Annotated in this window: 22 protein-coding genes; 17 read left to right on the top strand and 5 right to left on the bottom strand. The window is 29.4% G+C overall.

Annotated elements, in window-relative coordinates; translation table 11 throughout:
* Positions 1-107: 107 nt before the first annotated feature.
* A complete protein-coding gene (locus FRIFI_RS13890) occupies positions 108-1,337 on the bottom strand; it encodes an aminopeptidase (protein WP_166506134.1) in 1,230 nt (409 codons plus the stop codon).
* 429 nt (positions 1,338-1,766) lie between these two features.
* Here FRIFI_RS13890 and FRIFI_RS13885 point away from each other — a divergent pair, with 429 nt between their 5' ends.
* From FRIFI_RS13885 to FRIFI_RS13850, 8 genes are all read left to right on the top strand, one after another.
* On the top strand, positions 1,767-2,609 hold the full coding sequence (locus FRIFI_RS13885) for a nitroreductase family protein (protein WP_166506133.1): 843 nt from the start codon (positions 1,767-1,769) through the stop codon (positions 2,607-2,609).
* A gap of 468 nt (positions 2,610-3,077) precedes the next feature.
* Complete coding sequence (gene pyrF / locus FRIFI_RS13880; RefSeq protein ID WP_166506132.1) at positions 3,078-3,794, top strand: orotidine-5'-phosphate decarboxylase; 717 nt, start codon at positions 3,078-3,080, stop codon at positions 3,792-3,794.
* 10 nt (positions 3,795-3,804) lie between these two features.
* Positions 3,805-4,851, top strand: coding sequence for a glutamine-hydrolyzing carbamoyl-phosphate synthase small subunit (gene carA, locus FRIFI_RS13875; RefSeq protein WP_166506131.1), 1,047 nt, complete (start codon positions 3,805-3,807; stop codon positions 4,849-4,851).
* A gap of 34 nt (positions 4,852-4,885) precedes the next feature.
* On the top strand, positions 4,886-8,092 hold the full coding sequence (gene carB, locus FRIFI_RS13870; protein WP_166506130.1) for a carbamoyl-phosphate synthase large subunit: 3,207 nt from the start codon (positions 4,886-4,888) through the stop codon (positions 8,090-8,092).
* A gap of 229 nt (positions 8,093-8,321) precedes the next feature.
* On the top strand, positions 8,322-9,743 hold the full coding sequence (gadC, locus tag FRIFI_RS13865) for a glutamate:gamma-aminobutyrate antiporter (RefSeq protein ID WP_092921567.1): 1,422 nt from the start codon (positions 8,322-8,324) through the stop codon (positions 9,741-9,743).
* Positions 9,744-9,847: 104 nt separating this feature from the next.
* Positions 9,848-11,242, top strand: a complete 1,395-nt coding sequence (locus FRIFI_RS13860) for a glutamate decarboxylase (RefSeq protein ID WP_166506129.1) — start codon at positions 9,848-9,850, stop codon at positions 11,240-11,242.
* A gap of 205 nt (positions 11,243-11,447) precedes the next feature.
* Positions 11,448-12,509 (top strand): DUF2776 family protein, encoded by a 1,062-nt coding sequence (locus tag FRIFI_RS13855; RefSeq protein WP_092921564.1) that lies wholly within the window; start codon positions 11,448-11,450, stop codon positions 12,507-12,509.
* Between the two features lie 318 nt (positions 12,510-12,827).
* On the top strand, positions 12,828-14,231 hold the full coding sequence (locus tag FRIFI_RS13850) for a glutamate decarboxylase (RefSeq protein WP_092921562.1): 1,404 nt from the start codon (positions 12,828-12,830) through the stop codon (positions 14,229-14,231).
* Positions 14,232-14,284: 53 nt separating this feature from the next.
* Here FRIFI_RS13850 and FRIFI_RS13845 read toward each other — a convergent pair whose 3' ends face one another.
* Positions 14,285-15,010, bottom strand: a complete 726-nt coding sequence (locus tag FRIFI_RS13845; protein ID WP_092921560.1) for a DUF3298 and DUF4163 domain-containing protein — start codon at positions 15,008-15,010, stop codon at positions 14,285-14,287.
* A gap of 184 nt (positions 15,011-15,194) precedes the next feature.
* On the opposite strand from FRIFI_RS13845, the gene FRIFI_RS13840 reads away from it, so the two are divergent.
* The gene (locus FRIFI_RS13840; protein ID WP_092921558.1) at positions 15,195-16,067 is read left to right on the top strand and encodes a class I SAM-dependent methyltransferase; all 873 of its coding nucleotides are present in this window, start codon (positions 15,195-15,197) and stop codon (positions 16,065-16,067) included.
* Positions 16,067-16,738 (top strand): RluA family pseudouridine synthase, encoded by a 672-nt coding sequence (locus FRIFI_RS13835; protein ID WP_166506128.1) that lies wholly within the window; start codon positions 16,067-16,069, stop codon positions 16,736-16,738. The genes FRIFI_RS13840 and FRIFI_RS13835 overlap by 1 nt, the downstream gene beginning before the upstream one ends.
* A gap of 103 nt (positions 16,739-16,841) precedes the next feature.
* Here FRIFI_RS13835 and FRIFI_RS13830 read toward each other — a convergent pair whose 3' ends face one another.
* Positions 16,842-17,018, bottom strand: a complete 177-nt coding sequence (locus FRIFI_RS13830; protein WP_166506127.1) for a hypothetical protein — start codon at positions 17,016-17,018, stop codon at positions 16,842-16,844.
* 237 nt (positions 17,019-17,255) lie between these two features.
* Here FRIFI_RS13830 and FRIFI_RS13825 point away from each other — a divergent pair, with 237 nt between their 5' ends.
* The 4 genes from FRIFI_RS13825 (at position 17,256) to FRIFI_RS13810 (ending at position 19,269) form a co-directional block, all read left to right on the top strand.
* A complete protein-coding gene (locus FRIFI_RS13825; RefSeq protein ID WP_166506126.1) occupies positions 17,256-17,972 on the top strand; it encodes a peptide arginase family protein in 717 nt (238 codons plus the stop codon).
* 36 nt (positions 17,973-18,008) lie between these two features.
* Positions 18,009-18,506: an SEC-C metal-binding domain-containing protein gene (locus FRIFI_RS13820; protein WP_092921552.1), complete on the top strand. Its 498-nt coding sequence runs from the start codon at positions 18,009-18,011 to the stop codon at positions 18,504-18,506.
* Between the two features lie 9 nt (positions 18,507-18,515).
* A complete protein-coding gene (locus tag FRIFI_RS13815) occupies positions 18,516-18,677 on the top strand; it encodes a hypothetical protein (protein WP_092921550.1) in 162 nt (53 codons plus the stop codon).
* A 358-nt stretch (positions 18,678-19,035) separates the two neighbouring features.
* Positions 19,036-19,269 carry a YxeA family protein gene (locus tag FRIFI_RS13810; protein WP_166506125.1) on the top strand — a complete coding sequence of 78 codons (234 nt, stop codon included), beginning with the start codon at positions 19,036-19,038 and terminating at the stop codon, positions 19,267-19,269.
* 239 nt (positions 19,270-19,508) lie between these two features.
* On the opposite strand, the gene FRIFI_RS13805 is transcribed toward FRIFI_RS13810, so the two are convergent.
* Positions 19,509-20,429, bottom strand: coding sequence for a pseudouridine-5'-phosphate glycosidase (locus tag FRIFI_RS13805; protein WP_092921546.1), 921 nt, complete (start codon positions 20,427-20,429; stop codon positions 19,509-19,511).
* Positions 20,423-21,517, bottom strand: a complete 1,095-nt coding sequence (locus FRIFI_RS13800; RefSeq protein ID WP_166506124.1) for a PfkB family carbohydrate kinase — start codon at positions 21,515-21,517, stop codon at positions 20,423-20,425. Before FRIFI_RS13800 ends, FRIFI_RS13805 begins: the two co-directional genes overlap by 7 nt.
* A gap of 168 nt (positions 21,518-21,685) precedes the next feature.
* On the opposite strand from FRIFI_RS13800, the gene yabG reads away from it, so the two are divergent.
* From yabG to FRIFI_RS13785, 3 genes are all read left to right on the top strand, one after another.
* Positions 21,686-22,546: a sporulation peptidase YabG gene (gene yabG / locus FRIFI_RS13795; RefSeq protein WP_166506123.1), complete on the top strand. Its 861-nt coding sequence runs from the start codon at positions 21,686-21,688 to the stop codon at positions 22,544-22,546.
* Between the two features lie 147 nt (positions 22,547-22,693).
* Complete coding sequence (locus FRIFI_RS13790; protein WP_092921540.1) at positions 22,694-22,960, top strand: Veg family protein; 267 nt, start codon at positions 22,694-22,696, stop codon at positions 22,958-22,960.
* A gap of 92 nt (positions 22,961-23,052) precedes the next feature.
* Positions 23,053-24,603, top strand: a complete 1,551-nt coding sequence (locus tag FRIFI_RS13785; protein ID WP_092921538.1) for a DUF3794 and LysM peptidoglycan-binding domain-containing protein — start codon at positions 23,053-23,055, stop codon at positions 24,601-24,603.
* The last annotated feature ends 101 nt before the right edge of the window (positions 24,604-24,704 follow it).

Here is a 24,704-nt window from a genome sequence, read left to right as displayed (position 1 = left end):
AATAGATAAGACAGTAAACTTATTATAATATTTACTATTATTTTTATATAACCTTAAAAAGAGATGCTAAGCCTAACTAGCATCTCTTTTATTTAATAGGTATTAAATTAGAAAGCCCAGTTTCCATCTTTGAATACTTGAATTTCTTCACCATCGTTAGTTATACCAACGATATCCATATCAGCTGAACCTATCATGAAGTCAACATGAGTTAAACTTGTGTTAACACCATATTTATCCATTTCCTCTTCTTTTATAGAATCTCCATCTTTTATACAAGTCTTGTATGCAGATCCTAATGCAAAGTGACAAGATGCATTTTCATCGTATAAAGTGTTGAAGAATACTATATTAGTGTCTGATATAGGAGATTTAAAAGGAACTAATGCAACTTCTCCTAAGTAATGAGAACCTTCATCAGTGTCTATTAATTTACCTAGTGTCTCAGCACCTTTTTCAGCTGTGAAATCTATTATTTTTCCATCCTTAAATGTTAAAGAGAAGTTATCTATAACATTTCCACCATAAACAAGTGGTTTCGTGCTATGAACTACACCATTAACTTTAAATTTGTGAGGCATAGAGAAAACCTCTTCTGTTGGTATATTTGGGTTGAAGTTAACACCATTAGGGTCTTGAGATGCACCGCTTAACCAAATATGCCCCTCAGGTAATTCCATAGTTAAATCAGTTTTTGCTGATTTAAATTTTAATGTTTTGAAGTTTTTATCATTTAAGAAATTCATTCTTGTTTTTAAGTCATTGTTGTGATTATTCCAAGCTTCTATTGGGTCTTGATCAGAAACTCTTGAACACTTAAATATTGCTTCCCATAATTTTTCAACAGCTTCTTCTTTAGAAACATCAGGGAATATCTTAGCTGCCCAAGATTCAGTTGGTACAGATACTATACTCCATTTACATTTGTCAGATAGAGTGTAAGATCTCCATTCCTTTAAAGCTTGTGCAGATGCTTTTTGGAAGTTAGCGACTCTTTGAGGATCTACATTTTTTAATAAATCAGGGTTTTGAGCATATATAGTTAAGAAAGCTCCCCCTTCTTTTGCTATATCAACATATTGTTCTGAAGTCCACTTAGGGAATTCGTTAAATGCTTCTTCAGGTGCATTTAAGTATTTTATTAAAGTACATTCTTCATCAGACCATTCTATATGTACATTTTTAGCTCCAGCCTTATAAGCATGCTCAACAACTTTTCTAACAAAAGGAGCACATTCGATAGGCGATCTAACAAGTAAAGTTTGGTCAGCTTGTATATTAACTCCAACTTTAACAGCTAACTCAGCATACTTATCTAAATTTCTTTCAAATTCCATAATTTGAACCTCCTAAAATTTTAATAAAATTATCTTATTAAGATAATTATAGTTTATTCACTGCTAACTTAATAATACTAAAAAAATAAGGGAATTACATAATTTTACTATAAAAAAATATTTATAATATATTTACAAAAACAGAAAATTGGAAACAGTTTTCTTATAAAATAAATTATCGGCAAAAATAAGCACTAGATAAACTATAATACTATATTTTATACCCCAAAAAATATAAGTAAATATATAAAAAATATTTAACTATAAATTATAAATAATATGTATTTAAATGTACAAAAAGAATAAAAAAATTTATAATATAATATATGAATTTGTAGAAATGACTAGAAAAATATAACTATTAATAAAAGATATATAATATATCAATTTGATTTATATAGATATTGGAAATATTTTAGGAGGAAATAAATGGACTTATATGATGCTATATTTTATAGAAGAACGATAAAAGAATATTCAAATAGAGCTGTAAAACCAGAATTAATGAAAGAAATTAAAGAAATATGTAAGAGTATTGATTATTTAAATGAAGAATTGGATATAAAAGCACATTTAATAGATAGAGGTCACTTGATACAGTTTTTAATGAAAAAGGACTGTAATATAAAGGCACCTCACTATATATTAGTAACATCGAATAAAGGGGAAGACTATTTACAAAATATTGGTTTTGCAATAGAAAATGTAGTGTTACAATTAACAACTTTAGGTTTAGGTACTTGTTGGATAGAGTGTAACTTATCTCAAGAAGATGTAAAGGAGATTATAGACATTGATACAGAGAGTATAGAAATATATTCAAAAGAACAAGTTAAGGAAGAAGATATAGAACTAGAAGAAAGTATAGAGGAAAGTGAAGAGCAACCATATATTGTAATAGCTTTTGGATACCCAAAAGAAGGAGAGCATATTTTTAGAAATGTAAATGCAGAGCCAAGAAGAAAAAGAATAAAAGAAATATCAAAGAAAATGGATAGAAAGTGGACTAAAATATTAAGTGCTGTAAGAATGTCATCATCTGTAAAGAATGTACAACCTTGGAGATTTTACAATACGAAAACATCTATTGATATATATGAAGAAAAACAAAAAAAGTCTATAGAGAAAATGAGTAAAATAAGTATGGGAATTTGTCTTAGAAATTTTGATATAGCTTGTAAAAAATATGATATGAAAGTAAAATATGAAAAAACAAAGGCTAAAAAAAGATTAGGGAAAGAGTATTATATAAGTGCTATAATAGAAGAATAGAAAATATTATATATTATATCGATTTATAAAGAGAGAAGAATAAAAGAAGAGTTGACATTAAAAGGAAAAGATGTAATAATTGTATACAAGATAAAGCTTTAAAATATCCCGAGAGGATATGAAGTGTAGTATGTAATTAAAATAAAATAGAAATTCCTTGAAACTAGTCCAGAGAGGCTAAAAAGGTTAACTATAATAATTAATTTTGTATATATAACCTCTAGCTGGATTGGCTAGAGGTTTTTTTAGCAACGGATGTGACTGAGTGAATACGAAGCCATATCGTTGGCGATATGAACGAAGTGAATTTTTAAAATAAAAATATAATAAAGTCTTTTAAACTAGTCCAGAGAGGCTGGGAAAGATATCTCATAGCTTATAAATGTAATGTTATGTATAGATAGAATCCTTATACCCTGTGGTATGAGGATTTTTTATTAAGGCTTTATTAAAAAGGGGAGTAAAATTATGGTAAATGGAAAAGACAAACTAATAGTGGCGATAGACACTAACGAATTTGATAAAGCTAAAGAATTAATAGATACACTAGAAAATGAAGTGGATATATTTAAAGTAGGGTTAGAACAATATGTAGCAACAAGAGGTAAAACAGTAGATTACTTAAAAGAAAAAGGTAAAAAAATATTCTTAGACCTTAAGTTCCATGATATACCAAATACTATGCAAAGTGCAGTAAGAGCAGCAGTTAGGGATAATGTTTGGTTAATGACAATACATGTTTCTGATATGGAAGGTATGAGACAATGTGCATTAGCTGCTAAGGAAGAGGCTGAGAAATTGAATATAGAAAAACCTATAATAGTAGGTGTTACAGTATTAACATCGCTAAGCAATAAAGATTTACAAGATATAGGATGCAATATGACTACAGAAGAATTAGCTATAAAAAGAGCCAAACTAGCTAAGGAAGCAGGAATTGATGGAATAGTTTGTTCAGCACAAGAAGTAGATAAGATAGTTGAGGCTTGCGGAAAAGATTTCGTAACAGTATGCCCAGGTGTAAGACCAGCAGGTGCAGACAAGGGAGATCAAAAGAGAGTAGTAACTCCAGCTGATGCAATCAACAAAGGAGCACATTATTTAGTAGTTGGAAGACCTATAACTAAAGCTGAAAATCCAGCTCAGTTAGCTAAAAATATAGTAAATGAAATAGCGAATGCTTAGGAGGGTTAATATGAAGGGGAAATTAATATTACAAGATGGAACTATATTCGAAGGTAAAGCCTTTGGATATTTAAATGACAGTGTAGGAGAAGTAGTATTCAATACTTCTATGACAGGATATGGAGAAGTGTTAACAGATCCTTCGTACTATGGACAGATAGTAACGATGACATATCCTCTTGTAGGAAACTATGGTATAAACTTAGAAGACGTAGAATCTAAGGGAGTTCATGTAAAGGGATTTATAGTACGAGAAAAAAGTGATATGCCAAATAACTTTAGATGTGAAATGGATTTAGACACATACCTAAAGCAAAATAAAGTTATAGGGCTTGAAGGAATAGATACAAGAGCTCTTACAAAAATATTAAGAAACAACGGAACTATGAAAGGCATAATAACTTTAGAAGGTACATCATTAGAGCAAGTTCAAGCTAAATTAGATGCATTCTCAAATACTCAAGCAGTAAAAACAGTAACTAGGAAAGAAGTAGAGCATATAGCTGGAAGAGGAACAAAAGTTGCTGTAATGGACTTTGGAGTTAAGGAAAACATACTAAGATCATTTGCAAATCGTGGATGTGATATAACCGTATTTCCTGCAACAACAAAGCCAGAAGATGTATTAGGAATAAACCCAGATTTAATATTCTTATCTAATGGACCTGGAGATCCTGAAGATTTAGAAGATGTTATAGAAAATATAAAAGAATTAATTGGTAAAAAGCCAATAGCAGGAATATGCTTAGGACACCAATTACTAGCATTAACTTTAGGTGGAAAAACAGGAAAGTTAAAGTTTGGACACAGAGGTGGAAATCATCCAGTTAAAGATTTAGAGGAAAACAAAGTATTTATAACATCTCAAAATCACGGTTATTACGTATGTGAATTACCACAGGATATGGAAGTAACGCATATAAACTTAAACGACAATACTGTAGAAGGAATGAGACATACAAAATTACCTATATATAGTGTCCAGTATCATCCAGAGGCTTGCCCAGGGCCAAAAGACAATGATTATATATTTGATAAATTCTTAGCATTAGTATAGATTGTTAAATTTAATTAGATAAGGAGAAAAAATTATGCCTAAAATAGATAGAATAAAAAAGACATTAGTATTAGGTTCAGGACCTATAATCATAGGGCAAGCAGCAGAGTTTGATTATTCTGGAACACAAGCTTGCCAAGCATTAAAAGAAGAAGGAATAGAAGTCGTATTAATAAACAGTAACCCAGCTACTATAATGACGGACAAAGAAGTAGCGGATAAAATATATATAGAACCATTAACAATAGAATTTATAGAAAAAATAATAGAAAAGGAAAGACCAGATAGCTTATTAGCAGGAATGGGTGGTCAAACAGCTCTTAATTTAGCAGTTGAATTACATGAAGCTGGAATACTTGAAAAGTATAATGTTGAAATAATAGGTACATCTGTTGAATCTATAAAAAAAGGTGAAGACAGAGATACTTTCAGGGAAGTAATGAGAGAAATAAATCAACCAGTTGTAGTTAGTGATATAGTAACTGACTTAGAAAGTGGATTAGAGTTTGCAGGAAAAATAGGATATCCAGTAGTTGTTAGACCTGCATATACACTAGGTGGAACTGGAGGAGGTATAGCTGAAAATGTTGAAGAACTTACAGAAATACTTACTCAAGGTTTACAATTAAGCCCGGTTAACCAAGTATTGCTTGAAAAAAGTATAAAGGGTTGGAAAGAAATAGAATATGAAGTAATAAGAGATGGCAATGGAAATTGTATAACTGTATGTAATATGGAAAATATAGACCCTGTTGGAGTTCATACAGGGGATAGTATAGTTGTAGCTCCAAGTCAAACCTTAAGTGATAGAGAATACCAAATGCTTAGAAAAGCATCTATAGATATAATAAATGCAATAGAGGTTAAAGGTGGGTGTAATGTACAGATAGCACTTAACCCACACAGTTTAGAATATGCAATTATAGAAATAAACCCAAGAGTTAGTAGATCTTCGGCATTAGCATCTAAGGCTACTGGATACCCAATAGCTAAGGTTGCTGCAAAAATAGCTTTAGGATACACTCTAGACGAAATAGAAAATGCAGTTACAAAGAAAACATACGCATGTTTTGAGCCAACGCTTGATTATGTAGTAGTTAAGATACCAAAGTGGCCATTTGATAAGTTCAAGCAAGCTAATAGGAAGTTAGGAACAAAGATGATGGCAACTGGAGAAATAATGAGTATAGGAAGTAACTTTGAAGCTGCAATGTTAAAAGGTATAAGATCTCTTGAAATAGGAAAATATTCATTAGTTCATGCTCCTTCAGAAGAAAAGAGCTTAGAAGAATTAAAGAAGAGTATAGTGGTACCAGATGACGAAAGATTATTCGACTTAGCTGAAATGATAAGAAGAGGCTATAAAGTTGACATGATAGAGCAAATAACAGGTGTAGATAAGTGGTTTATACACAAGTTTAAGTGGATAGTAGAGCAAGAAGAAAAATTAAGAGGTATGAAAATAGAAGACTTAAATAAAGATTACCTATTAGAACTAAAGAAAAAAGGATTCTCAGATAAAGGTATAGCTGACTTAATGAAGATAAGTCCAGAGATATTATGTGAGTTAAGAAAGCTATACAACATACAACCAGCATATAAGATGGTTGATACTTGTGGAGGAGAGTTTGATGCATTATCTCCATATTACTACTCAACTTATGAGCAATTTGATGAAGTAGAGGTAAGTAATAAGAAAAAAGTTGTAGTATTAGGTTCTGGACCAATAAGAATAGGTCAAGGGATAGAATTTGATTATTGCTCAGTACATTGTGTAAAATCATTAAGAAAAATGGGAATAGAAACTATAATAGTAAACAACAACCCAGAAACAGTAAGTACAGACTTTGATACATCAGATAAACTATACTTCGAACCATTAACAGAAGAAGAAGTATTAAATATAATAGAAAAAGAAAATCCAGATGGAGTAATACTTCAATTTGGTGGGCAAACAGCTATAAAATTAGCTAAATTCTTACATGAAAAGAATATAAAAATATTAGGAACTGACTTTACTGACATAGATGCAGCAGAAGACAGAGAAAAGTTTGAAGAATTACTAGAGAAATTAAATATAAACAGACCAAAAGGAAAAGCTATATGGTCAGTGGAAGAAGGTATAGAAGAAGCTAAGAGATTAGAATACCCAGTACTTGTTAGACCATCTTATGTACTTGGTGGTCAAGGTATGGAAATAACTTATGATGAAACTAAGTTAGCTAGATACTTGGAAGATGCTTTCAAGAGAGACAAGAAAAATCCAGTACTTATAGATAAGTACTTAACAGGTAGAGAAATAGAAGTAGATGCTATATGTGATGGAGAAAATATACTAATACCAGGAATAATGGAGCATTTAGAAAGAGCTGGGGTTCATTCTGGGGATAGTATAACAATGTATCCAAGTCAAAATATAAATGATGAAATAAAAGCCAAAATATTAGATTACACGAAAAAAATTGCTTTAGAGCTAAACGTACTTGGAATGGTAAATATACAATTTATAGAATTCAAAAATGAATTATATGTAATAGAAGTTAATCCAAGAGCAAGTAGAACTGTACCTTATATAAGTAAGGTAAGTAATGTACCTATAGTGGACCTAGCTACTAGATGTATGTTGGGAGAGAAGTTAGTAGACTTAGGATATGGAACAGGTGTATATAAAGAGCCTAATCTAGTATCTGTAAAGGTTCCAGTATTCTCAATGTCAAAACTTGCTAGTGTTGATGTGAGTCTTGGGCCTGAGATGAAATCTACAGGAGAAGTACTAGGTGTAGGTGAGACTTTAGAAGAAGCTTTATATAAAGGGTTCTTAGGAGCAGGAAAAACTATGTCTGACAAAAAAGGTGTAGTACTTGCAACTATAAATAATCATGATAAAGAAGAGTTTATAGAAATAGCAAAAGATATGAATGAATTAGGCTATACTTTCGTAGCTACAGAAGGAACAGCTAAGATATTACAAGAAAATGGAATAGATGCTGATATAGTTAAGAGAGTAGAAGAAGCTAGACCAAACATACTTGATGTTATAAGAAACAAGCAAGTAGATATAGTAATAAATACCCCTACTAAAGGGAATGACTCAACAAGAGATGGATTTAAAATAAGAAGAACTGCAACAGAGTTCTCTACGGAAGTAATGACATCACTTGATACATTAAAGGCTTTAGTTGAAGTGAAAAAGAAGCATATAATGAATGAAGGTTTAGAAGTATACAATATAGCTGAATAATAAAATTAATAAACACCACTTTAGAGATATCTCTAAAGTGGTGTTTATTAATTTTAACACATGGAAAAAGTTAGAAAATTATAAAATAAGAAAACTAAATAAATTTTAAATCAAATGGTTATGGATGTTGAAGCGTGGGTATTTATGTCATATAACGACAATAAGTTACTTTAGGCCTAAGATAATTTAGTATATGTTAGAAAAAATTAATACCTAGGAGATGATTCAAATGAAAGATGCACAAGTAGGTAAAAAGGGAACACTTACATTGTTTGCATTCTTTGCAATGACAGCATCAATGGTAATGACTGTTTATGAATATCCAACATTTGCAACATCAGGATTTAATCTAGTATTTTTCCTTTTATTAGGAGGAATTTTATGGTTTTTACCAGTTGCTTTATGTGCAGCAGAAATGGCCACTGTAGAAGGATGGCAAGAAGGGGGAATATTCGCTTGGGTAGGTAATACTCTAGGTGAAAGATACGGCTTTGCAGCTATATTCTTCCAATGGTTCCAAATCACAGTTGGATTTGTAACTATGATTTATTTTATTTTAGGATGTGTTTCATACATATTTAACTGGAATGCGTTAAACAATGTTCCAGCTATAAAATTTATAGGAGTTTTAGTTATATTCTGGGGATTAACATTTTCTCAGTTAGGCGGAACAAAAAACACAGCTAAGATAGCTAAGGCTGGATTTATATTTGGTATAGTTATACCCGCTATAATTTTATTTGGTTTATCAATAGCATACTTAGTACAAGGTAACCCAGTAGATGTAAAAATTGGAATGAAATATTTCGTACCTGATTTTACAAAAGTAAATACATTAGTTGTATTCGTTTCATTTATATTAGCTTATATGGGGGTTGAAGCATCAGCATCTCATGTAAATGAATTAGAAAATGCTAAGAAAAATTACCCATTAGCAATGATAATATTAGTAGTACTAGCTATAATACTAAATACTATAGGTGGTTTAACAGTAGCATCTGTAATACCTAAGTCTCAATTAAGCTTAAGTTCAGGTGTTGTTGAAACATTTAAAGTTCTAATACTTCATTTTAGTGCTAATGCTACATGGCTTGTAAAATTAATAGCTTTATTATTAGCTTTAGGAGTAATGGGAGAAGTTAGTGCTTGGGTTGTAGGTCCTTCAAGAGGAATGTATTCAGCAGCACAAAAAGGAATTTTACCTAAATCATTAACAAAAACAAATGAACATGATGTTCCAGTACGTTTAGTATTAATTCAAGGAATAGTAGTTACAATATGGGCAGCTGTTCTTACTTTTGGTGGAGGAGGAAATAACGTATCTTTCCTTACAGCAATATCACTAACAGTTGTAATATATCTAGTAGGATACTTACTATTCTTCATAGGATACTTTACTTTAGTACTTAAACATAAAGATTTAAAACGTTCTTACCAAGTTCCAGGAGGAAAAACATTTAAATTAATAGTAGCAGCATGTGGATTCATAACATCTATATTTGCTCTAGTAATATCATTTGTTCCACCTAGCCAATTAAGTGGTAAGAGTGTTACAGAATATTTAACAATATTAAGTGTTAGTTTTGTAATAACTATTCTAATACCTTTTGTAATTTATGCAATAACTGATAAAAAGAGAAAGGCTAATTAAACAGTCTTAGCTCTAAAGAAAGTGTAAAAAAGTCGCAAAATAGACACTAGAAAAAATCATTAAAAATTTAAATCAAAGCATGAAGTTCTAGGAGGATTTTTAAAATGTTATGTAGTAAAAAAGAAGATACTTACAGCACACCAGTGTTTGGGACAATAGAGTCTGGCTCTAATATTCCAAAAGACGTAATAGGGAAAGATTCTATTGCTCCAAACGTGGCGTATCAATTAATTAAAGATGAGTTAATGAATGAAGGAAATGCAAGACTTAACTTAGCTACATTCTGTCAAACTTATATGGAGCCAGAAGCAACAAAACTTATGGCAGAAACATTAGAAAAAAATGCCATAGATAAATCTGAATATCCACAAACAACAGAAATGGAAAATAGATGTGTTGATATGATAGCTAACCTATGGAATGCTCCAAAAGAGTTGAACTATATAGGTACATCAACAGTAGGATCATCTGAAGCATGTATGCTAGGTGGTATGGCTATGAAATTCAGATGGAGAAATAGAGCAGAAAAAGCAGGAATAGATGTAAATGCTAAGAAACCAAACTTAGTAGTATCTTCAGGATATCAAGTTTGCTGGGAAAAATTCTGTGTATATTGGGATATAGAAATGCGTACAGTGCCAATGGATGAAGAACATATGAGTTTAGACATTAATAAGGTGTTAGATTATGTAGATGATTATACAATAGGTATAGCAGCTTTATTAGGGATAACATATACAGGTAAGTTTGATGATATAAAAGCATTAGACGCAGTAGTAGAAGAGTATAATAAAACAGCTAAAGTATCATTACCTATACACGTAGATGCTGCATCAGGTGGTATGTTTACTCCATTTATAAATCCAGAACTTGAATGGGACTTTAGATTAAAAAATGTAGTTTCAATAAGTACATCAGGACATAAATACGGATTAGTATACCCAGGTATAGGTTGGGTAATATGGAAAGATGAAGAATATTTACCAAAAGAATTAATATTTGAAGTAAGTTACTTAGGTGGATCAATGCCAACTATGGCTATAAACTTCTCAAGATCAGCAAGTCAAGTTATAGGACAATATTATAACTTCTTACGTCTTGGATTTGAAGGATATAGACAAATACATCAACGTACAAAAGAAGTAGCTATGTACTTAAGTAGAGAAATAGAAGCTACTGGTTTATTTAAAATCTATAATGATGGTGAAAATTTACCAATAGTATGTTACAGATTAAAAAATGAAGATGATGTACAATGGACATTATATGATTTAGCAGATAGACTAGCTATGAAAGGATGGCAAATACCAGCATATCCATTACCAGTTAACCTACAAGATACAATAATACAACGTATAGTATGTAGAGCAGACTTAAGTTATGATATGGCTGAATTATTCATAAGAGATCTAAAAATGGCTATAAATGATTTAAATAATGCTAAGATATTAGTTCATGGAAAAAAACAAGAAAATAAAAAATATGGATTTACTCACTAAAAATAAATTAAATTATAATAAGATTTTAGTAATCAAACCTTTAATCTAACTTGGTAAAATATATATAAAAAAGCAATTGGAATTAAATATAATTCTAGTTGCTTTTTTACAATAAGATAAGTAGCTATGAATCAAGCTAATAATTAATATGTAGGTATTGGTTTGATTTTTATCTACTTTCAAAATTTTTTTGGAGGTAAGAAAGATGAATTATTATATTAGTATATTTTTTAGGGCGATACCATTACTTATGGGAGTGGTATGTCTAGGGTATGGGTTTTATGTGAAAAATTTAGGGCAATTAATAGGATCTGAGTTTGTAGTTGCAGGCCATGTTCTGATATATTTAACAGCTATATGTATTGCACTATTTACCACTGCAGCAACTATAATAAGACAGCTTATAAATAAGTACAATAATTTTGATAAGTGGGTTTTACCAAGTATAGGTTATTTAGCATCAATATTTACAATGGTATCAGGAATAATGTTATTTGAAACAGCAGGTCAAAATTCAGCATATGTTGTTTCAGGAAACGTAGTATTTGGATTAGGATTAATAGCTTGTTGTGTTTCAACAGTTGCAACTTCATCAACTAAATTTCTTTTAATACCTAAAAATAGTTCTAATTTAAAAGAAGGAGATGAACCTGAAGATTCTTTTAAAGAATCTACAGCTAAAATATTAATATCAGTACCTGTTGTTTGCGCGTTAATTGCTTTTATTAGGGGTATATATTTATTAATGTCATCTTCGGCTACTGAAAATTTTGTAGCAGGGCATGTAATAATAGGAATCTCATTAGTTTGTGCTAGCTTAGTAGCACTAGTAGCTAGTGTTGTAAGACAAATACAAAATAAGTTTACAGAGAAAGAGCGCTATAAATGGTCAATATTAGTTGTTATATTAGGAACCATAGATATAATATGGGGGATAGCAGTACTTTCAATAGCTACAAATCCTGCTTGGATAGCTCCAGGATTTGTTCTAATTGGATTAGGGATAGTATGTTACAGTATATTAAGTAAAGTACTTTTATTAGGAATGGTGTGGAGAAAATCAAATCCATTAGCTAAGAGAGTACCTTTAATACCAGTAGTGACAGCACTTATATGCTTATTTATGGGAGCATTTTTATTTGAAGCTGAAATATTTAATATAGCATACTTTATACCAGCGCGTGTAATGATTGGACTTGGAGCCATTTGTTTTACATTATTCTCTATAGTATCTATATTAGAAAGTGGAACTTCATCTTCAAAATAATTAACTTAAACAAGAAAATTGATTTTAATATAAAATTAAATTGCAAAAAAGAGTATTTTGAAATGTATAGAACTTGTTTTATACATTGAAAAATACTCTTTTCTATTATAAAGAAAATTTAGAAAAAAGAAAAAATATATAAAAAAATTGTAAAAATATGTTTAACACACAAAAAGAGAGGTATATATATAGTATAACAAAAAACAAAATAATATATAAAAAGTCTAAAATGAAAAATGCTCAATAATTTGAACAAAAAATTAAATTTATAATTATTAAAATTAATAATTATAAAAACACTATTAGGAGGAATCAAAAATGTTATTTAGTAGAAAAGACAGATTAGGCGATAAATATGATACACCAGTATTTGGGACAATAGAATCTGGCTCTGAGGTAGCCAAAGATGTTTTAGGGAAAGATTCTATTGCTCCAAATGTAGCATATCAATTAATTAAAGATGAGTTAATGAATGAAGGTAATGCAAGACTTAATTTATGTACATTCTGCCAAACTTATATGGAACCAGAAGCAACTAAACTTATGGCAGAAACATTAGAAAAAAATGCTATAGATAAGTCTGAATATCCACAAACAACAGAAATGGAAAATAGATGTGTTAGTATGTTAGCAGATTTATGGAATGCACCAGAAGATATGAAATACATAGGTACTTCTACAGTAGGTTCATCTGAAGCATGTATGCTAGGTGGTATGGCTATGAAATTCAGATGGAGAAATAGAGCAAAAGAAGCAGGAATAGATGTAAATGCTAAGAAACCAAACTTAGTAATATCTTCAGGATATCAAGTTTGTTGGGAAAAATTCTGTGTATATTGGGATATAGAAATGCGTTTAGTACCAATGGATGAAGAACACATGAGTTTAGATGTAGACAAAGTGTTAGATTATGTAGATGATTATACAATAGGTGTAGTAGGTTTACTAGGTATAACATACACAGGTAAATTTGATGATATAAAAGCATTAGATGCTTTATTAGAAGAATACAATAAAACAGCTAAGATATCAGTACCTATACATATAGATGGTGCATCAGGTGGTATGTTCGTACCATTTATAGATCCAGAGCTTGAATGGGACTTTAGATTAAAAAATGTAGTTTCAATAAGTACATCAGGTCATAAATATGGATTAGTATACCCAGGTATAGGTTGGGTAATATGGAAAGATGAAGAATACTTACCAAAAGAATTAATATTTGAAGTAAGTTACTTAGGTGGATCAATGCCAACTATGGCTATAAACTTCTCAAGATCAGCAAGTCAAGTTATAGGACAATATTATAACTTCTTACGTCTTGGATTTGAAGGATATAGACAAATACATCAACGTACAAAAGATGTTGCAATGTATTTAAGTAGAGAAATAGAAGCTACTGGTTTATTCAAAATCTATAATGATGGAGAAAATTTACCAATAGTATGTTATAGATTAAAAGATGATGTAAATGTAGAATGGACATTATATGATTTAGCAGATAGATTAGCAATGAAAGGATGGCAAATACCAGCATATCCATTACCAATTAATCTACAAAATACAATAATACAACGTATAGTATGTAGAGCAGACTTAAGTCATGATATGGCTGAATTATTCATAAGAGACTTAAAAATGGCTATAAATGATTTAAATAATGCCAATGTATTAGTTCATGGTAAAAAACAAGAAAATAAAAAATATGGATTTACTCATTAAGAATCACAAAAATTATTTAAAAAGAGTATGACTTCGTCATACTCTTTTTGTAATTACATATTTTTTCTAAGGTAATATCTAAAGTGTCTACTATTTAAAGTGTTAATATTTTGAGGAGAACAAAAGAACCTAGGATTAATGTAAGGGGCAAATTTTTCAAAGGACATTTTAAACTTAGGTACTCCTATATCTTTAGGTGCTATCTCATCTAACTCAAAGTATATAACGATTCCGTCATCTGTTATATAAAAAGCCTGATCTTCTGGAATATATAAATCGTAGTTTTCATAATATAAATCTCTATTTTGACTTATTTTATAATTAACATAGTTAGTAATAAGTGTTATATAATCAACATTTTCTTTAAAAATATCTCTAAGGTAGATAGTTTTTCCATTATTTAAGTCAATATTAAAATTATTAAGTTGGTTATAAAGTAGGCCTTCATTTTCTACAAATCCTTTAAGTGTTAATATTGAGCTTAGTACATAGTTTTTATTAAATGTAACAGCATAGCATGACATAATATTAAACTTTCTATCCATTTCTTCTTCTTCTTTTAAGGTTCCTTCCTTAAAGTCATTGACATTGGCCTTTATAGTACTATTTAATTGGGAAAGTATAGAAGGGTTAACCTTAAAATATGTATTTTTAAAAGCATAAAAAGAAGGATACTGTAAATCGTATGAAAATTTTCCATCTCTCCCAAAGTCTTCATTAAATTTTACATGCAACAAATTATATATACAGTTGTATCCAACTTGAGAATTTCTCATCATAAAATCGCCCCCTATTAAAAATCAATTATTATATAGAATATGCTAGGAAACTAAATAAAATTAATAAAAAATAAAATTATATATACATAAGAATAAGTATATAAAGTATTGAAAATACCGAAAATATTAGTTAAATATATGATATAATACATAGATTAAGAATAAAAATTTTAGGAGGACATAAATGTTATTATTAGCAGATAAATGGAAAGACTATGAACTTATAGATATGGGTAACGGGGAAAAATTAGAACGTTGGGGAGATATAGTTTTAAGAAGACCAGACCCTCAAGTTATGTGGCCAATACCACATGAAAGTGGATTATGGAAAAATCCTCATGGACACTACCACAGAAGTAGTAGAGGTGGAGGACAATGGGAGCATAAAAAAAAGTACCCAGAGAAATGGACTGTTAGCTACAAAGAATTAAAGTTTAATATAAGTCCAACAGGATTTAAGCATACAGGATTATTCCCAGAACAAGCAGCTAACTGGGATTGGTCAATGGATAAAATAAGAAATGCAGGTAGACCAATAAAAGTACTTAACTTATTTGCATATACTGGTGGAGCAACAGTAGCTTGTGCAGCAGCAGGGGCAGAAGTATGCCATGTAGATGCATCTAAAGGTATGGTAACTTGGGCTAAAGAAAATTTACATACATCAGGTTTAGGAGATAGAAAAGTAAGATTTATAGTTGATGATGTTGTTAAATTTGTAGAAAGAGAAATAAGAAGAGGTAATAAATATGATGCTATAATAATGGACCCACCTTCATACGGAAGAGGACCAAAGGGAGAAGTATGGCAAATAGAAGATAAGTTATATGGTTTAGTTGAATTATGTACAAAAGTATTATCAGACAAACCTTTATTCTTCTTAATAAACTCATATACAACAGGATTATCACCAATAATACTTGAACATATATTAGATGCTACAGTAGCTAAGAAAGCTAAAGGTGGAAAAATATATGGTGGAGAAATAGGTATACCTGCATCTAAAGATGGGAAGGTATTACCATGTGGTATATTTGGAAGATGGGAGTCTAAGTAATGATTAAAGTCATATACGAAGACAACCATTTACTAGTAGTAGAAAAACCTGTAAATATACTATCTCAAGGTGATGATACAAATGATAAAGATATGGTAAATCTTTTAAAGCAATATGTAAAAGAAAAGTATAACAAGCCAGGGAATGTTTATATAGGATTAGTACATAGATTAGATAGACCAGTCGGTGGAGTTATGGTGTTTGCCAAAACATCAAAAGCTGCTTCAAGATTATCTGATCAAGTAAGAACTAAAACTTTAAAAAAAACATATAGGGCAGTTATACATGGAACAATGAATAAAGAAAGTGATACTTTAAAAGATTATCTTTATAAGAATAAGAAAACTAATATGGTTAGTGTAGTAAAAAAAGACCATAAAGAAGCAAAGAATGCTGAATTAAGTTATAAAACTTTAAGTACTAAGGGGAAATTTAGTTTAGTTGAAATAGACTTAAAAACAGGAAGACCTCATCAAATAAGGGTACAATTTTCAAGTAGAAAACACCCTCTATTTGGAGACCAAAGATATGGACAAGATGTAAATAAAGTTGGACAACAAATAGCTTTATGGTCTCATAAAATAGAAATAGACCATCCTACGACAAAGGAAAGAATGGAGTTTGTTTGTGAACCACCACAAGAACATCCTTGGAATTTATTCGTTAAATAAAAAATATTGTATTTGATAAATTATATGAAATATTTTTATATAATCTAAAAAAGTGAAGTACTTCAAAATTATTTAATAATCTTGAAGTACTTCACTTTTTAATTTATAAGTTATTATCAAAACTTAGTGATAAAACACTATTTAGATTTATTAAGTCTATAGAATCTTCTTCAGTATTATATTGCATAGGATTAACACAAAAACCATTAGTTGTTGCGTAAGCTAAAAATGTTAAAGCTAAAGGTATTAAAAATATTGTTGTTAATATTAATGTTATCATTTTATAATTCCTCCTAAAATATTTAATAGTCTATGTTAAATAATTGATATTTTAAAATTTAAATAAGTTGTTCTTTCTATATACATATTATAAGATAAATATACAAAAAAAGCCTTACGTACAGATAACAGATTGATTACATTAGTGTAAGATAAAAGGTAGGTAATTAGAAAATAAAAAAATGTAAACTATATAGTATAATAATTTAGACAATAAATTAAAATAAAAGGAGATATTATGGATAGATACAAAGGATTTTATATAGATAGACCAAAGGGAAATAATATATTTTCTTATGAGGAAAGAAGTAATAAAAGTATATTTGTACCGTCATTAATCGAAGGTACTTTAGAAGATGTTGCTGTTGGTGAAGAAATAGTGTTTAATGAGATTGATGAAGATAAAGAGATAAAGGCTAAGGGTCTTAAAAATATGGTTTTTTATAAAAAAGAAGATAAGGACATTTATATTTTCGATAACCACAACCATGCTTTTTATTTTTGGATAAATAGCTTGAAATCAAATAAGTTTAAAAAAGGTTGTAAACTAGTGCATGTAGACCAACATAAAGATATGAGGGAACCTGAAAATTACAATGTAGACATGAATAGTCTTGATGATGTATTTAGATATACAAATGAAGTACTTAATGTAGGTAACTTTATACAACCAGCATTAAAGCACAATATTTTTTCAGAAGTAATAATAATTGATAGTTCTTATGGATTTGAAATGGATATAGAAGGAGAGTATGTGCTAGATATAGATTTAGACATATTTTCTAAAGATATGGAGTATATTTCTTATGATAAGAGAGTATCTAAAATAAAGGAATTAATAAAAGGTGCCAAAGTTATAACTATAGCAAGTAGCCCTTTCTTTATAGACCAAGAGTATGCTATAAAAGTATTAAAAGAATTATTTAATTGTGATATAATAGAAGAGTTAATCTAATAATTATATTATAGAAGGTTTTAGGAGGAAAAACGTATGAGTTTATATACTGAATGGAGAAACTTAAGTGATAACCATGAAAGTCAAGAAGCAGAAGTAAAGTTCTGGGAAGATTATTTAAAGGTAGAAGCTTCAATATACAACGAGTTATTAAATAATAAGCAAGAAGTTGTAGAAGGTGTAGTTAGCGAGTTAGCTGCTAAGTACAATACATCAGTTGAATACTTCATGGGATTCATAGATGGAATAAGTGAAAGTTTAAAAGAAGACATAACATTAGAAACTATAGAAGCAGATAGCACTATAAAATTAGATATAGATTGGGAAAAGTTATACTACAATATGGTAGCTGTAGAAGCTCATTGGTTATATAACTTACCAGGCTGGAATGAAATATTACCAGAAGCTAAGAGAAAAGAATTACAAAAAGCTTACAAGACATCTAAGACAGTTGTTAAAGAAGAAAAGGTTGGAAGAAATGACGCTTGTCCATGTGGAAGTGGAAAGAAATATAAGAAGTGTTGTGGAAAGTAAGGTAAATTTATGTTTATTCTAAGATACATGAACGAAGAGGATGACTTATCAGTAAAGGAATTTACAAACTTAAGTGAAGTAAAAAGCTATATATCTGAAAACAGTCTAGAAAGAACATGGCATCAAATAGAAGAAATAAAAAAAGTAATACCTAACTTAAAAGAAGATTAATATGTAGGTTACTCTGATGATTTTGAATTATTGGAGTAACCTTTTTTAGTTAGTGCTTTAAATATGTTTGCAGAAGATTGTTTATAATTGATATATTTATATGTTCTTTTTTATTTTCGTAACTTTATATCTAGTTAATAATATATATTATTTATTGAAAAAACAATAAAATATATTGATTTTAGAATAATAATATATTGTAATCAAATAAAGAAAAAATAGATAATAAAGGAGTTAATAATTTTGAAAAAAGAAAAGAATTATTTTAAAAATTTGATTTGTATAATTATTATAGGTATCTTAACACTAGGTATATATATGGGGGTTAAGATAAACAAAGATCTTTTTTTTAGATGAAATGAGAACATCAATTAGAACTGATAAGTATTTTGTAAAAATAGAACAAGATGGTGTGATTGAAAATAACAAAGAAAAAAATCCTTGGATATACAAATATGAAACAACAGCCTATAACAAAAAAGGTAAGTCAATTAAGGTAAGTTTTTATGCAGATAAAAACTTGAAGAAAGGTGCATATATATGTGTACATGTTGGAGGTACTGGAGAGAAAAAAAGATATCTATGGGGTTGATAGTTTTGAGGAAGTAAATATTAACGACGTACCTAAATTAGCTAAAGAAGAATTAGATATGAAGTAATATGATTTTCCAAGTACAATAAGTTTGATAATGTAGAAAATTTTAATTCTATAACATAACAAAATGCACATTATTTACTAATGTGCATTTTAAGTATAATAAATTATTAGATATATTATTATAAAATTAATAGTTTTAATACCTAAGTCAATAATAATCTAATGGTACTATATTAGTTGTTTATGTCTGCTAAGTCTTTCGCTATTTGAGCTGCAACTCTTGCATTGTTATAAACTAACTCTATGTTAGAATCTAAACTCTTACCAGCAGTTATTGTCTTAACCTTATCTAATAAGAAAGGAGTAACTTTTTTACCTGCTATATTTTTCTCTTCAGCTTCTTTTAAAGCAGATTCTATAGCATTTGTTATAGTATCATAATCCATTTCATGTTCTGTAGGTATTGGATTACCTATAACCATACCACCTTTTAAATTTAAGTCCCATTTAGCTTTTAAAGCAGTAGCAACTTCCATAGAAGAATCTACTCTATAGTCAACACCAAATCCACTTCTTCTTGTGTAGAAAGCAGGGAATTCATCTGTACCAAATCCTACTACAGGTACACCGTTAGTTTCTAAGTATTCTAATGTTAAACCTATATCTAATATAGATTTAGCTCCTGCACATATAACAGCAACATTTGTATTAGCTAATTCTTGTAAATCAGCAGATATATCGAAAGTTTTTTCTGCTCCTCTATGAACTCCACCAATTCCACCAGTGGCAAATACTCTAACTCCTGCCAAATCAGCTAATATCATAGTAGTAGCTACTGTAGTAGCACCAGTTAATTTTTTAGATATAATAAAAGGTAAATCTCTTCTACTAGCTTTAACAACATCTTTGCTTGTTCCTAAGAATTCTATTTCTTCTTCAGTAAGGCCAACTTTTAACACACCATCTATGATAGCAATTGTAGCTGGAACTGCTCCATTTTCTCTTATTATTTTACTTACGTTTTTTGCCATTTCTACATTTTTAGGATATGGCATACCATGAGAAATTATAGTAGACTCTAATGCAACTACTGGTTCCCCTGCTTCTATAGCTTTTTTAACTTCTGGATGTACTTGTAAATATTTTTCTAACATAAAATCATCTCCTTAAGTATTTTTTCAACATTGTCTACAGACATATTTGGATTTATTGTATTTTTATGTGATAGCGCTATTATTGATGATGCTACAGAGAATTTAGTTGTATACTCTAGGTCAAAATCATTCATATGACAATACACTAAACTAGCTGTAAATGCATCTCCTGCCCCTGTTGCATTAACTATATCAACCTTTACTCCATCTAATTTAATGGAATTTTCTTTAGCTGCAGAAAATACACCATCTTTTCCAAGTGTAATAAATACTTTATTTACTCCTTGATCTAATAGGATTTTAGAACAAAGTTCTAAGTCTTTTAAATTATTTATTTCTATTCCAGATAAAGCTTCGGCTTCAAGTTTGTTTAGCTTTACAGTGTGGAATCGTCCTATTATATCTTTTATCTTCATACACTTTGCTGTTGAAACAGTATCAACAAATATAGGAATATGAGAATACTTAGAGGTTATATATTCTATAGCCTCTTTAGATAAATTTGTATCTATTACAATTGCTAATGACTCATTAATAAACTGATGTTTTGAGTTTATATATGAAGTATCTATTTTTTCTAAAATGTCCATATGAGATATAGCTACTTGCATATCATTAGAATCATTTAATATTGAAACATATATTGAAGTCGGCATTTCATTGGAAACAAAGCAATCTTCAACATCTATTCCAAGTCCTTTACATTCTGATAGTATCTTATTTCCATATAAATCATTTCCAATGGCAGAAATAAGCTTAGTATCTACCCCTAATCTACACATATTTTCAGCTATATTTCTCCCGACACCACCTAAAGATATATCAACCTTACCTGGATTAGAGTCAAACATAACAAGAGGTGAGTTAGTAGACCCTTGAATATCCATATTAGAACCGCCGATTACAGTTACATAATTACTTTTATTTAATATATAACCTTTTCCCCTGATATAACCTTTTTTCATTAGGTTAGTTATATGTACTGCAGTGGAAGAACGAGTTATAGATAGTCTATCCGCTAGTTCTTGTTGAGAAATCATAGGATTTTCTTTCAAAATATCTAAAATTTCTTTTTCTCTATCAGTCATATTTATCTCCTGAAATAAATATTTGCTTATATCGATAAGCATTTGTTTAATATTATATTAACATTATCTTTCCAATTTTTCAACAATAAAATGTTTTTATTCTTAAGGAACAAAAAAAAGTATCGAACATAATATAGATTAAGATAACAGTTATTAGGGAGGACGAATATGAATATAGGAGATATAGTAGTAAGAAAATCATATGGGAAAGATATAGTATTTAAAATAATAGCTTTTAGCATAGATGAAAAAAATGAAAAAGTGGCAATATTAAAAGGAGTAGCATTTAGAATATTAGCTGATGCACCAATAGATGATTTAGAGGCAGTAAGATTACCAAATATAAGAGATGTTTTATTAGATAAAAATGTAGAGTCCTTAATATCTCAATCAATGAGAAAAGCAAAGGAAAGAGAAAAAAAGATGAATAGGGCAGTTCCGAAATTACAAATGAATACAAATGTTTATGGTATGCCAGGAAAGGTCCTTCAAATTGATGGAGATAAAGAATATCTAAAACTATGCTTAGATGTTTATACAGAGTTAGGAATACCGGCAGTCGGAATTGCTATACCAGAGCCTAATCAGTATAAAGAAGTACGAGCACTGTTAGAAAAACATAATCCAGATATACTTGTAATCACTGGTCATGATGCTTTAACTTCTAAAAAAGGTAACACTACAGATTTAAGCAATTATAAAAACTCTATGAATTTTATTAAAACAGTAAAACAAGCTAGAAAGTGGCAACCTAATCTAGATAATTTAGTTATATTTGCTGGAGCATGCCAGTCAAATTATGAACAGTTAATCAAAGCAGGAGCAAATTATGCAAGCTCTCCAGGGAGAATAATGATACATGCTCTAGATCCAGTTTTTGTGGTAGAAAAAATAGCTTGCTCAAGAATAGATACTATAGTACCAATAGAAGAGGTAATAGAGCAAACTGTTACAGGTATGAAGGGTATAGGCGGGTCAGAAACAAGAGGTAAATTTAGATGGGCTATGCCTAAGTCTATAATTTATTAAAAATAATATCAAATTATATTGTATATTTTAAAAAATACTATTGACTTTTTAATCAAAAATATATAAAATAATTAGTTTAAACATTTGACAAAACCTCTTAAATGTGATATTATGTAAACATATAATCGTTTAAGAGAAGGTGATATTATGGCCACTGTTCAAACGCTAGATAATATAAGAACTAGCTTAGAGAGGCACTTAGGTAAAAAGATTTTACTTAAGGCAAATAAGGGAAGAAAACAGATTGTTACTAAGAAGGGGATACTAGAAAATGTTTATCCAAGTGTATTTGTCGTAAAAATATATGACGAAGCAAATGGTTATTCAAGAGTATCTTACAGTTACTCTGATTTATTAACATCTAACGTAAAGTTGAAAGTATTTAAACATCAAGATAAATTAAGTGTAAGTTAAAATTATACCTATCAAAAATAGGTGTAATTTTTTTTTTGTTCCTTAAATATAAATATAGTGTGATAGTTTTATTTAATACAGGGGGGACGAAGATGGAATTAATTAAAGATGTAATTAAAGTAGATAATAGAATAGACTTCGGTAAATTTCAAACGTTTATAGAATCAGAGGTAGTTGTACCAGATAAAAAAGCAGATGTATATGACATTATAAAAACAGAAGGTTACATAGCAATTAAAAAAATAGAGGTGGCAGATGGCAAAATACATTGTAGAGGAAGTTTCAACTATAATGTAATATATATAACAGATGATAAAAATACTGTTTCTAGTGTAGATGGAAGAATTGATATAAATGAAGTTATAGAAAAGGATAATATAGTCCAAGACATGGAATATATGTTATATCCTGAAATTGAACATGTTGATTGTACTATTATGAATGAAAGAAAGATAAAAGTTGGTGCTCTTATGAATGTAAGAGGTAGCTTATTTGACAAAAAGAGATTAGATATAGTTAAAGATGTATCTCAAGTTGAAGGGATACAAAAACATAGAAAAGAGATAAGTTATCAAGACATTATAGGTATAGAGAGAACAGAAAGTGTAATAAGGGATACTATAAATGTTAATACAGAAGAAATACAATCTATAATAAGTTTAAATCCAAATGCTAGGATAAAAGAAACTAGGATAGCAGACAATAAAGTAATCGTTGGTGGGGTACTAGAAGTAAACCCGTTGGCTTGTACATATGATGGTGAACTAGTAGAGTTAGATAGAATTGGTATAGATTTTACACAATTTATAGAGGTTCCTGGAGCTTGTGATGGTATGAAAGAAGAAGCTATGTTATTTATGGGAGATTTTAACCATACATTTAAGCAAAATGGAGATAGTAATACGGGTATACTAGATATAGATTGCACAGTTAGTAGTAAAGTTAAAGTAACAGATGAAACTACGAGAGAGGTATTACAAGATGCGTACTCTCCTCAAAAAATACTAAAATTTGATCATAGAGCTATAGATGTAAATAAAATATTATACAGTGGAACAGAAAATTTTGTTGTAAAAGAAAGCATAAAGAATGATAAAGATGATATACAAATAAAGGATATAGTTAGTGTTTGTCCATCAATATCAATAGAAAATGCTTATATAGAAGATAACAAGAGTGTTATCCAAGGTATAGTAAGAGTAGATATTCTTTATGTTCCAGTGGAAGGGCTAAAAATGGTTTATAGAATAAGTGAAGAAATTCCTTTTGAACATGATATAGAGATAGATAGATTAACAGATACTTGTAAGGTATTTAATACAGTTAGTATAGAAAAAATAGATGTAGACTTAAATAGAGATGAAATAGATATTAATATGAAAATAAAGAGATTTATAGAGGGTATAGATAAGAAATCAGAAAGTTTTATAATAAAAGGTGATGATTTAGGAATTTATGATTTATCTAAGGCTCCAAGTATAATAGTTTATATATGCAAAGAAGGAGATAGTCTTTGGAATATAGCTAAGAAATATAATACTACAGAGGAAGAGATAGCAGAGGTTAATGAGATAAAAGTTGATGAACCATTAAGACCAGGAAAATGTTTAATATTAGAAAAGAAGGTCGTTTTAGCAGATTAAAATATATTGTAAAAAATAAAATAATAGGGGGGACAATCCCCTATTATTTTATTTTTTGTAGTATAATGTTAATAGCTGAGAATACATTATACTATATACAA

The sequence above is a fragment of the Romboutsia hominis genome (assembly GCF_900002575.1).
GTDB classification, from domain to species: Bacteria; Bacillota; Clostridia; order Peptostreptococcales; family Peptostreptococcaceae; genus Romboutsia_C; species Romboutsia_C hominis.
The sequence above is the reverse complement of the archived record's forward strand: the minus strand, read 5'-3'. Positions and strand labels throughout refer to the sequence as shown.

What these genes read in the sequence shown, in the direction of transcription:
- FRIFI_RS13855 (WP_092921564.1), top strand. Translation starts at nt 11,448, where the DNA reads ATGAATTATTATATTAGTATATTTTTTAGGGCGATACCATTACTTATG.
- FRIFI_RS13785 (WP_092921538.1), top strand. Translation starts at nt 23,053, where the DNA reads ATGGAATTAATTAAAGATGTAATTAAAGTAGATAATAGAATAGACTTC.
- gadC (WP_092921567.1), top strand. Translation starts at nt 8,322, where the DNA reads ATGAAAGATGCACAAGTAGGTAAAAAGGGAACACTTACATTGTTTGCA.
- FRIFI_RS13885 (WP_166506133.1), top strand. Translation starts at nt 1,767, where the DNA reads ATGGACTTATATGATGCTATATTTTATAGAAGAACGATAAAAGAATAT.
- FRIFI_RS13805 (WP_092921546.1), bottom strand. Translation starts at nt 20,429, where the DNA reads ATGTTAGAAAAATATTTACAAGTACATCCAGAAGTTAAAAAAGCTATA.
- FRIFI_RS13815 (WP_092921550.1), top strand. Translation starts at nt 18,516, where the DNA reads ATGTTTATTCTAAGATACATGAACGAAGAGGATGACTTATCAGTAAAG.
- carB (WP_166506130.1), top strand. Translation starts at nt 4,886, where the DNA reads ATGCCTAAAATAGATAGAATAAAAAAGACATTAGTATTAGGTTCAGGA.
- FRIFI_RS13850 (WP_092921562.1), top strand. Translation starts at nt 12,828, where the DNA reads ATGTTATTTAGTAGAAAAGACAGATTAGGCGATAAATATGATACACCA.
- FRIFI_RS13800 (WP_166506124.1), bottom strand. Translation starts at nt 21,517, where the DNA reads ATGACTGATAGAGAAAAAGAAATTTTAGATATTTTGAAAGAAAATCCT.
- FRIFI_RS13830 (WP_166506127.1), bottom strand. Translation starts at nt 17,018, where the DNA reads ATGATAACATTAATATTAACAACAATATTTTTAATACCTTTAGCTTTA.
- FRIFI_RS13890 (WP_166506134.1), bottom strand. Translation starts at nt 1,337, where the DNA reads ATGGAATTTGAAAGAAATTTAGATAAGTATGCTGAGTTAGCTGTTAAA.
- FRIFI_RS13840 (WP_092921558.1), top strand. Translation starts at nt 15,195, where the DNA reads ATGTTATTATTAGCAGATAAATGGAAAGACTATGAACTTATAGATATG.
- FRIFI_RS13810 (WP_166506125.1), top strand. Translation starts at nt 19,036, where the DNA reads ATGAGAACATCAATTAGAACTGATAAGTATTTTGTAAAAATAGAACAA.
- FRIFI_RS13820 (WP_092921552.1), top strand. Translation starts at nt 18,009, where the DNA reads ATGAGTTTATATACTGAATGGAGAAACTTAAGTGATAACCATGAAAGT.
- pyrF (WP_166506132.1), top strand. Translation starts at nt 3,078, where the DNA reads ATGGTAAATGGAAAAGACAAACTAATAGTGGCGATAGACACTAACGAA.
- FRIFI_RS13845 (WP_092921560.1), bottom strand. Translation starts at nt 15,010, where the DNA reads ATGATGAGAAATTCTCAAGTTGGATACAACTGTATATATAATTTGTTG.
- FRIFI_RS13825 (WP_166506126.1), top strand. Translation starts at nt 17,256, where the DNA reads ATGGATAGATACAAAGGATTTTATATAGATAGACCAAAGGGAAATAAT.
- FRIFI_RS13790 (WP_092921540.1), top strand. Translation starts at nt 22,694, where the DNA reads ATGGCCACTGTTCAAACGCTAGATAATATAAGAACTAGCTTAGAGAGG.
- FRIFI_RS13835 (WP_166506128.1), top strand. Translation starts at nt 16,067, where the DNA reads ATGATTAAAGTCATATACGAAGACAACCATTTACTAGTAGTAGAAAAA.
- FRIFI_RS13860 (WP_166506129.1), top strand. Translation starts at nt 9,848, where the DNA reads ATGTTATGTAGTAAAAAAGAAGATACTTACAGCACACCAGTGTTTGGG.
- yabG (WP_166506123.1), top strand. Translation starts at nt 21,686, where the DNA reads ATGAATATAGGAGATATAGTAGTAAGAAAATCATATGGGAAAGATATA.
- carA (WP_166506131.1), top strand. Translation starts at nt 3,805, where the DNA reads ATGAAGGGGAAATTAATATTACAAGATGGAACTATATTCGAAGGTAAA.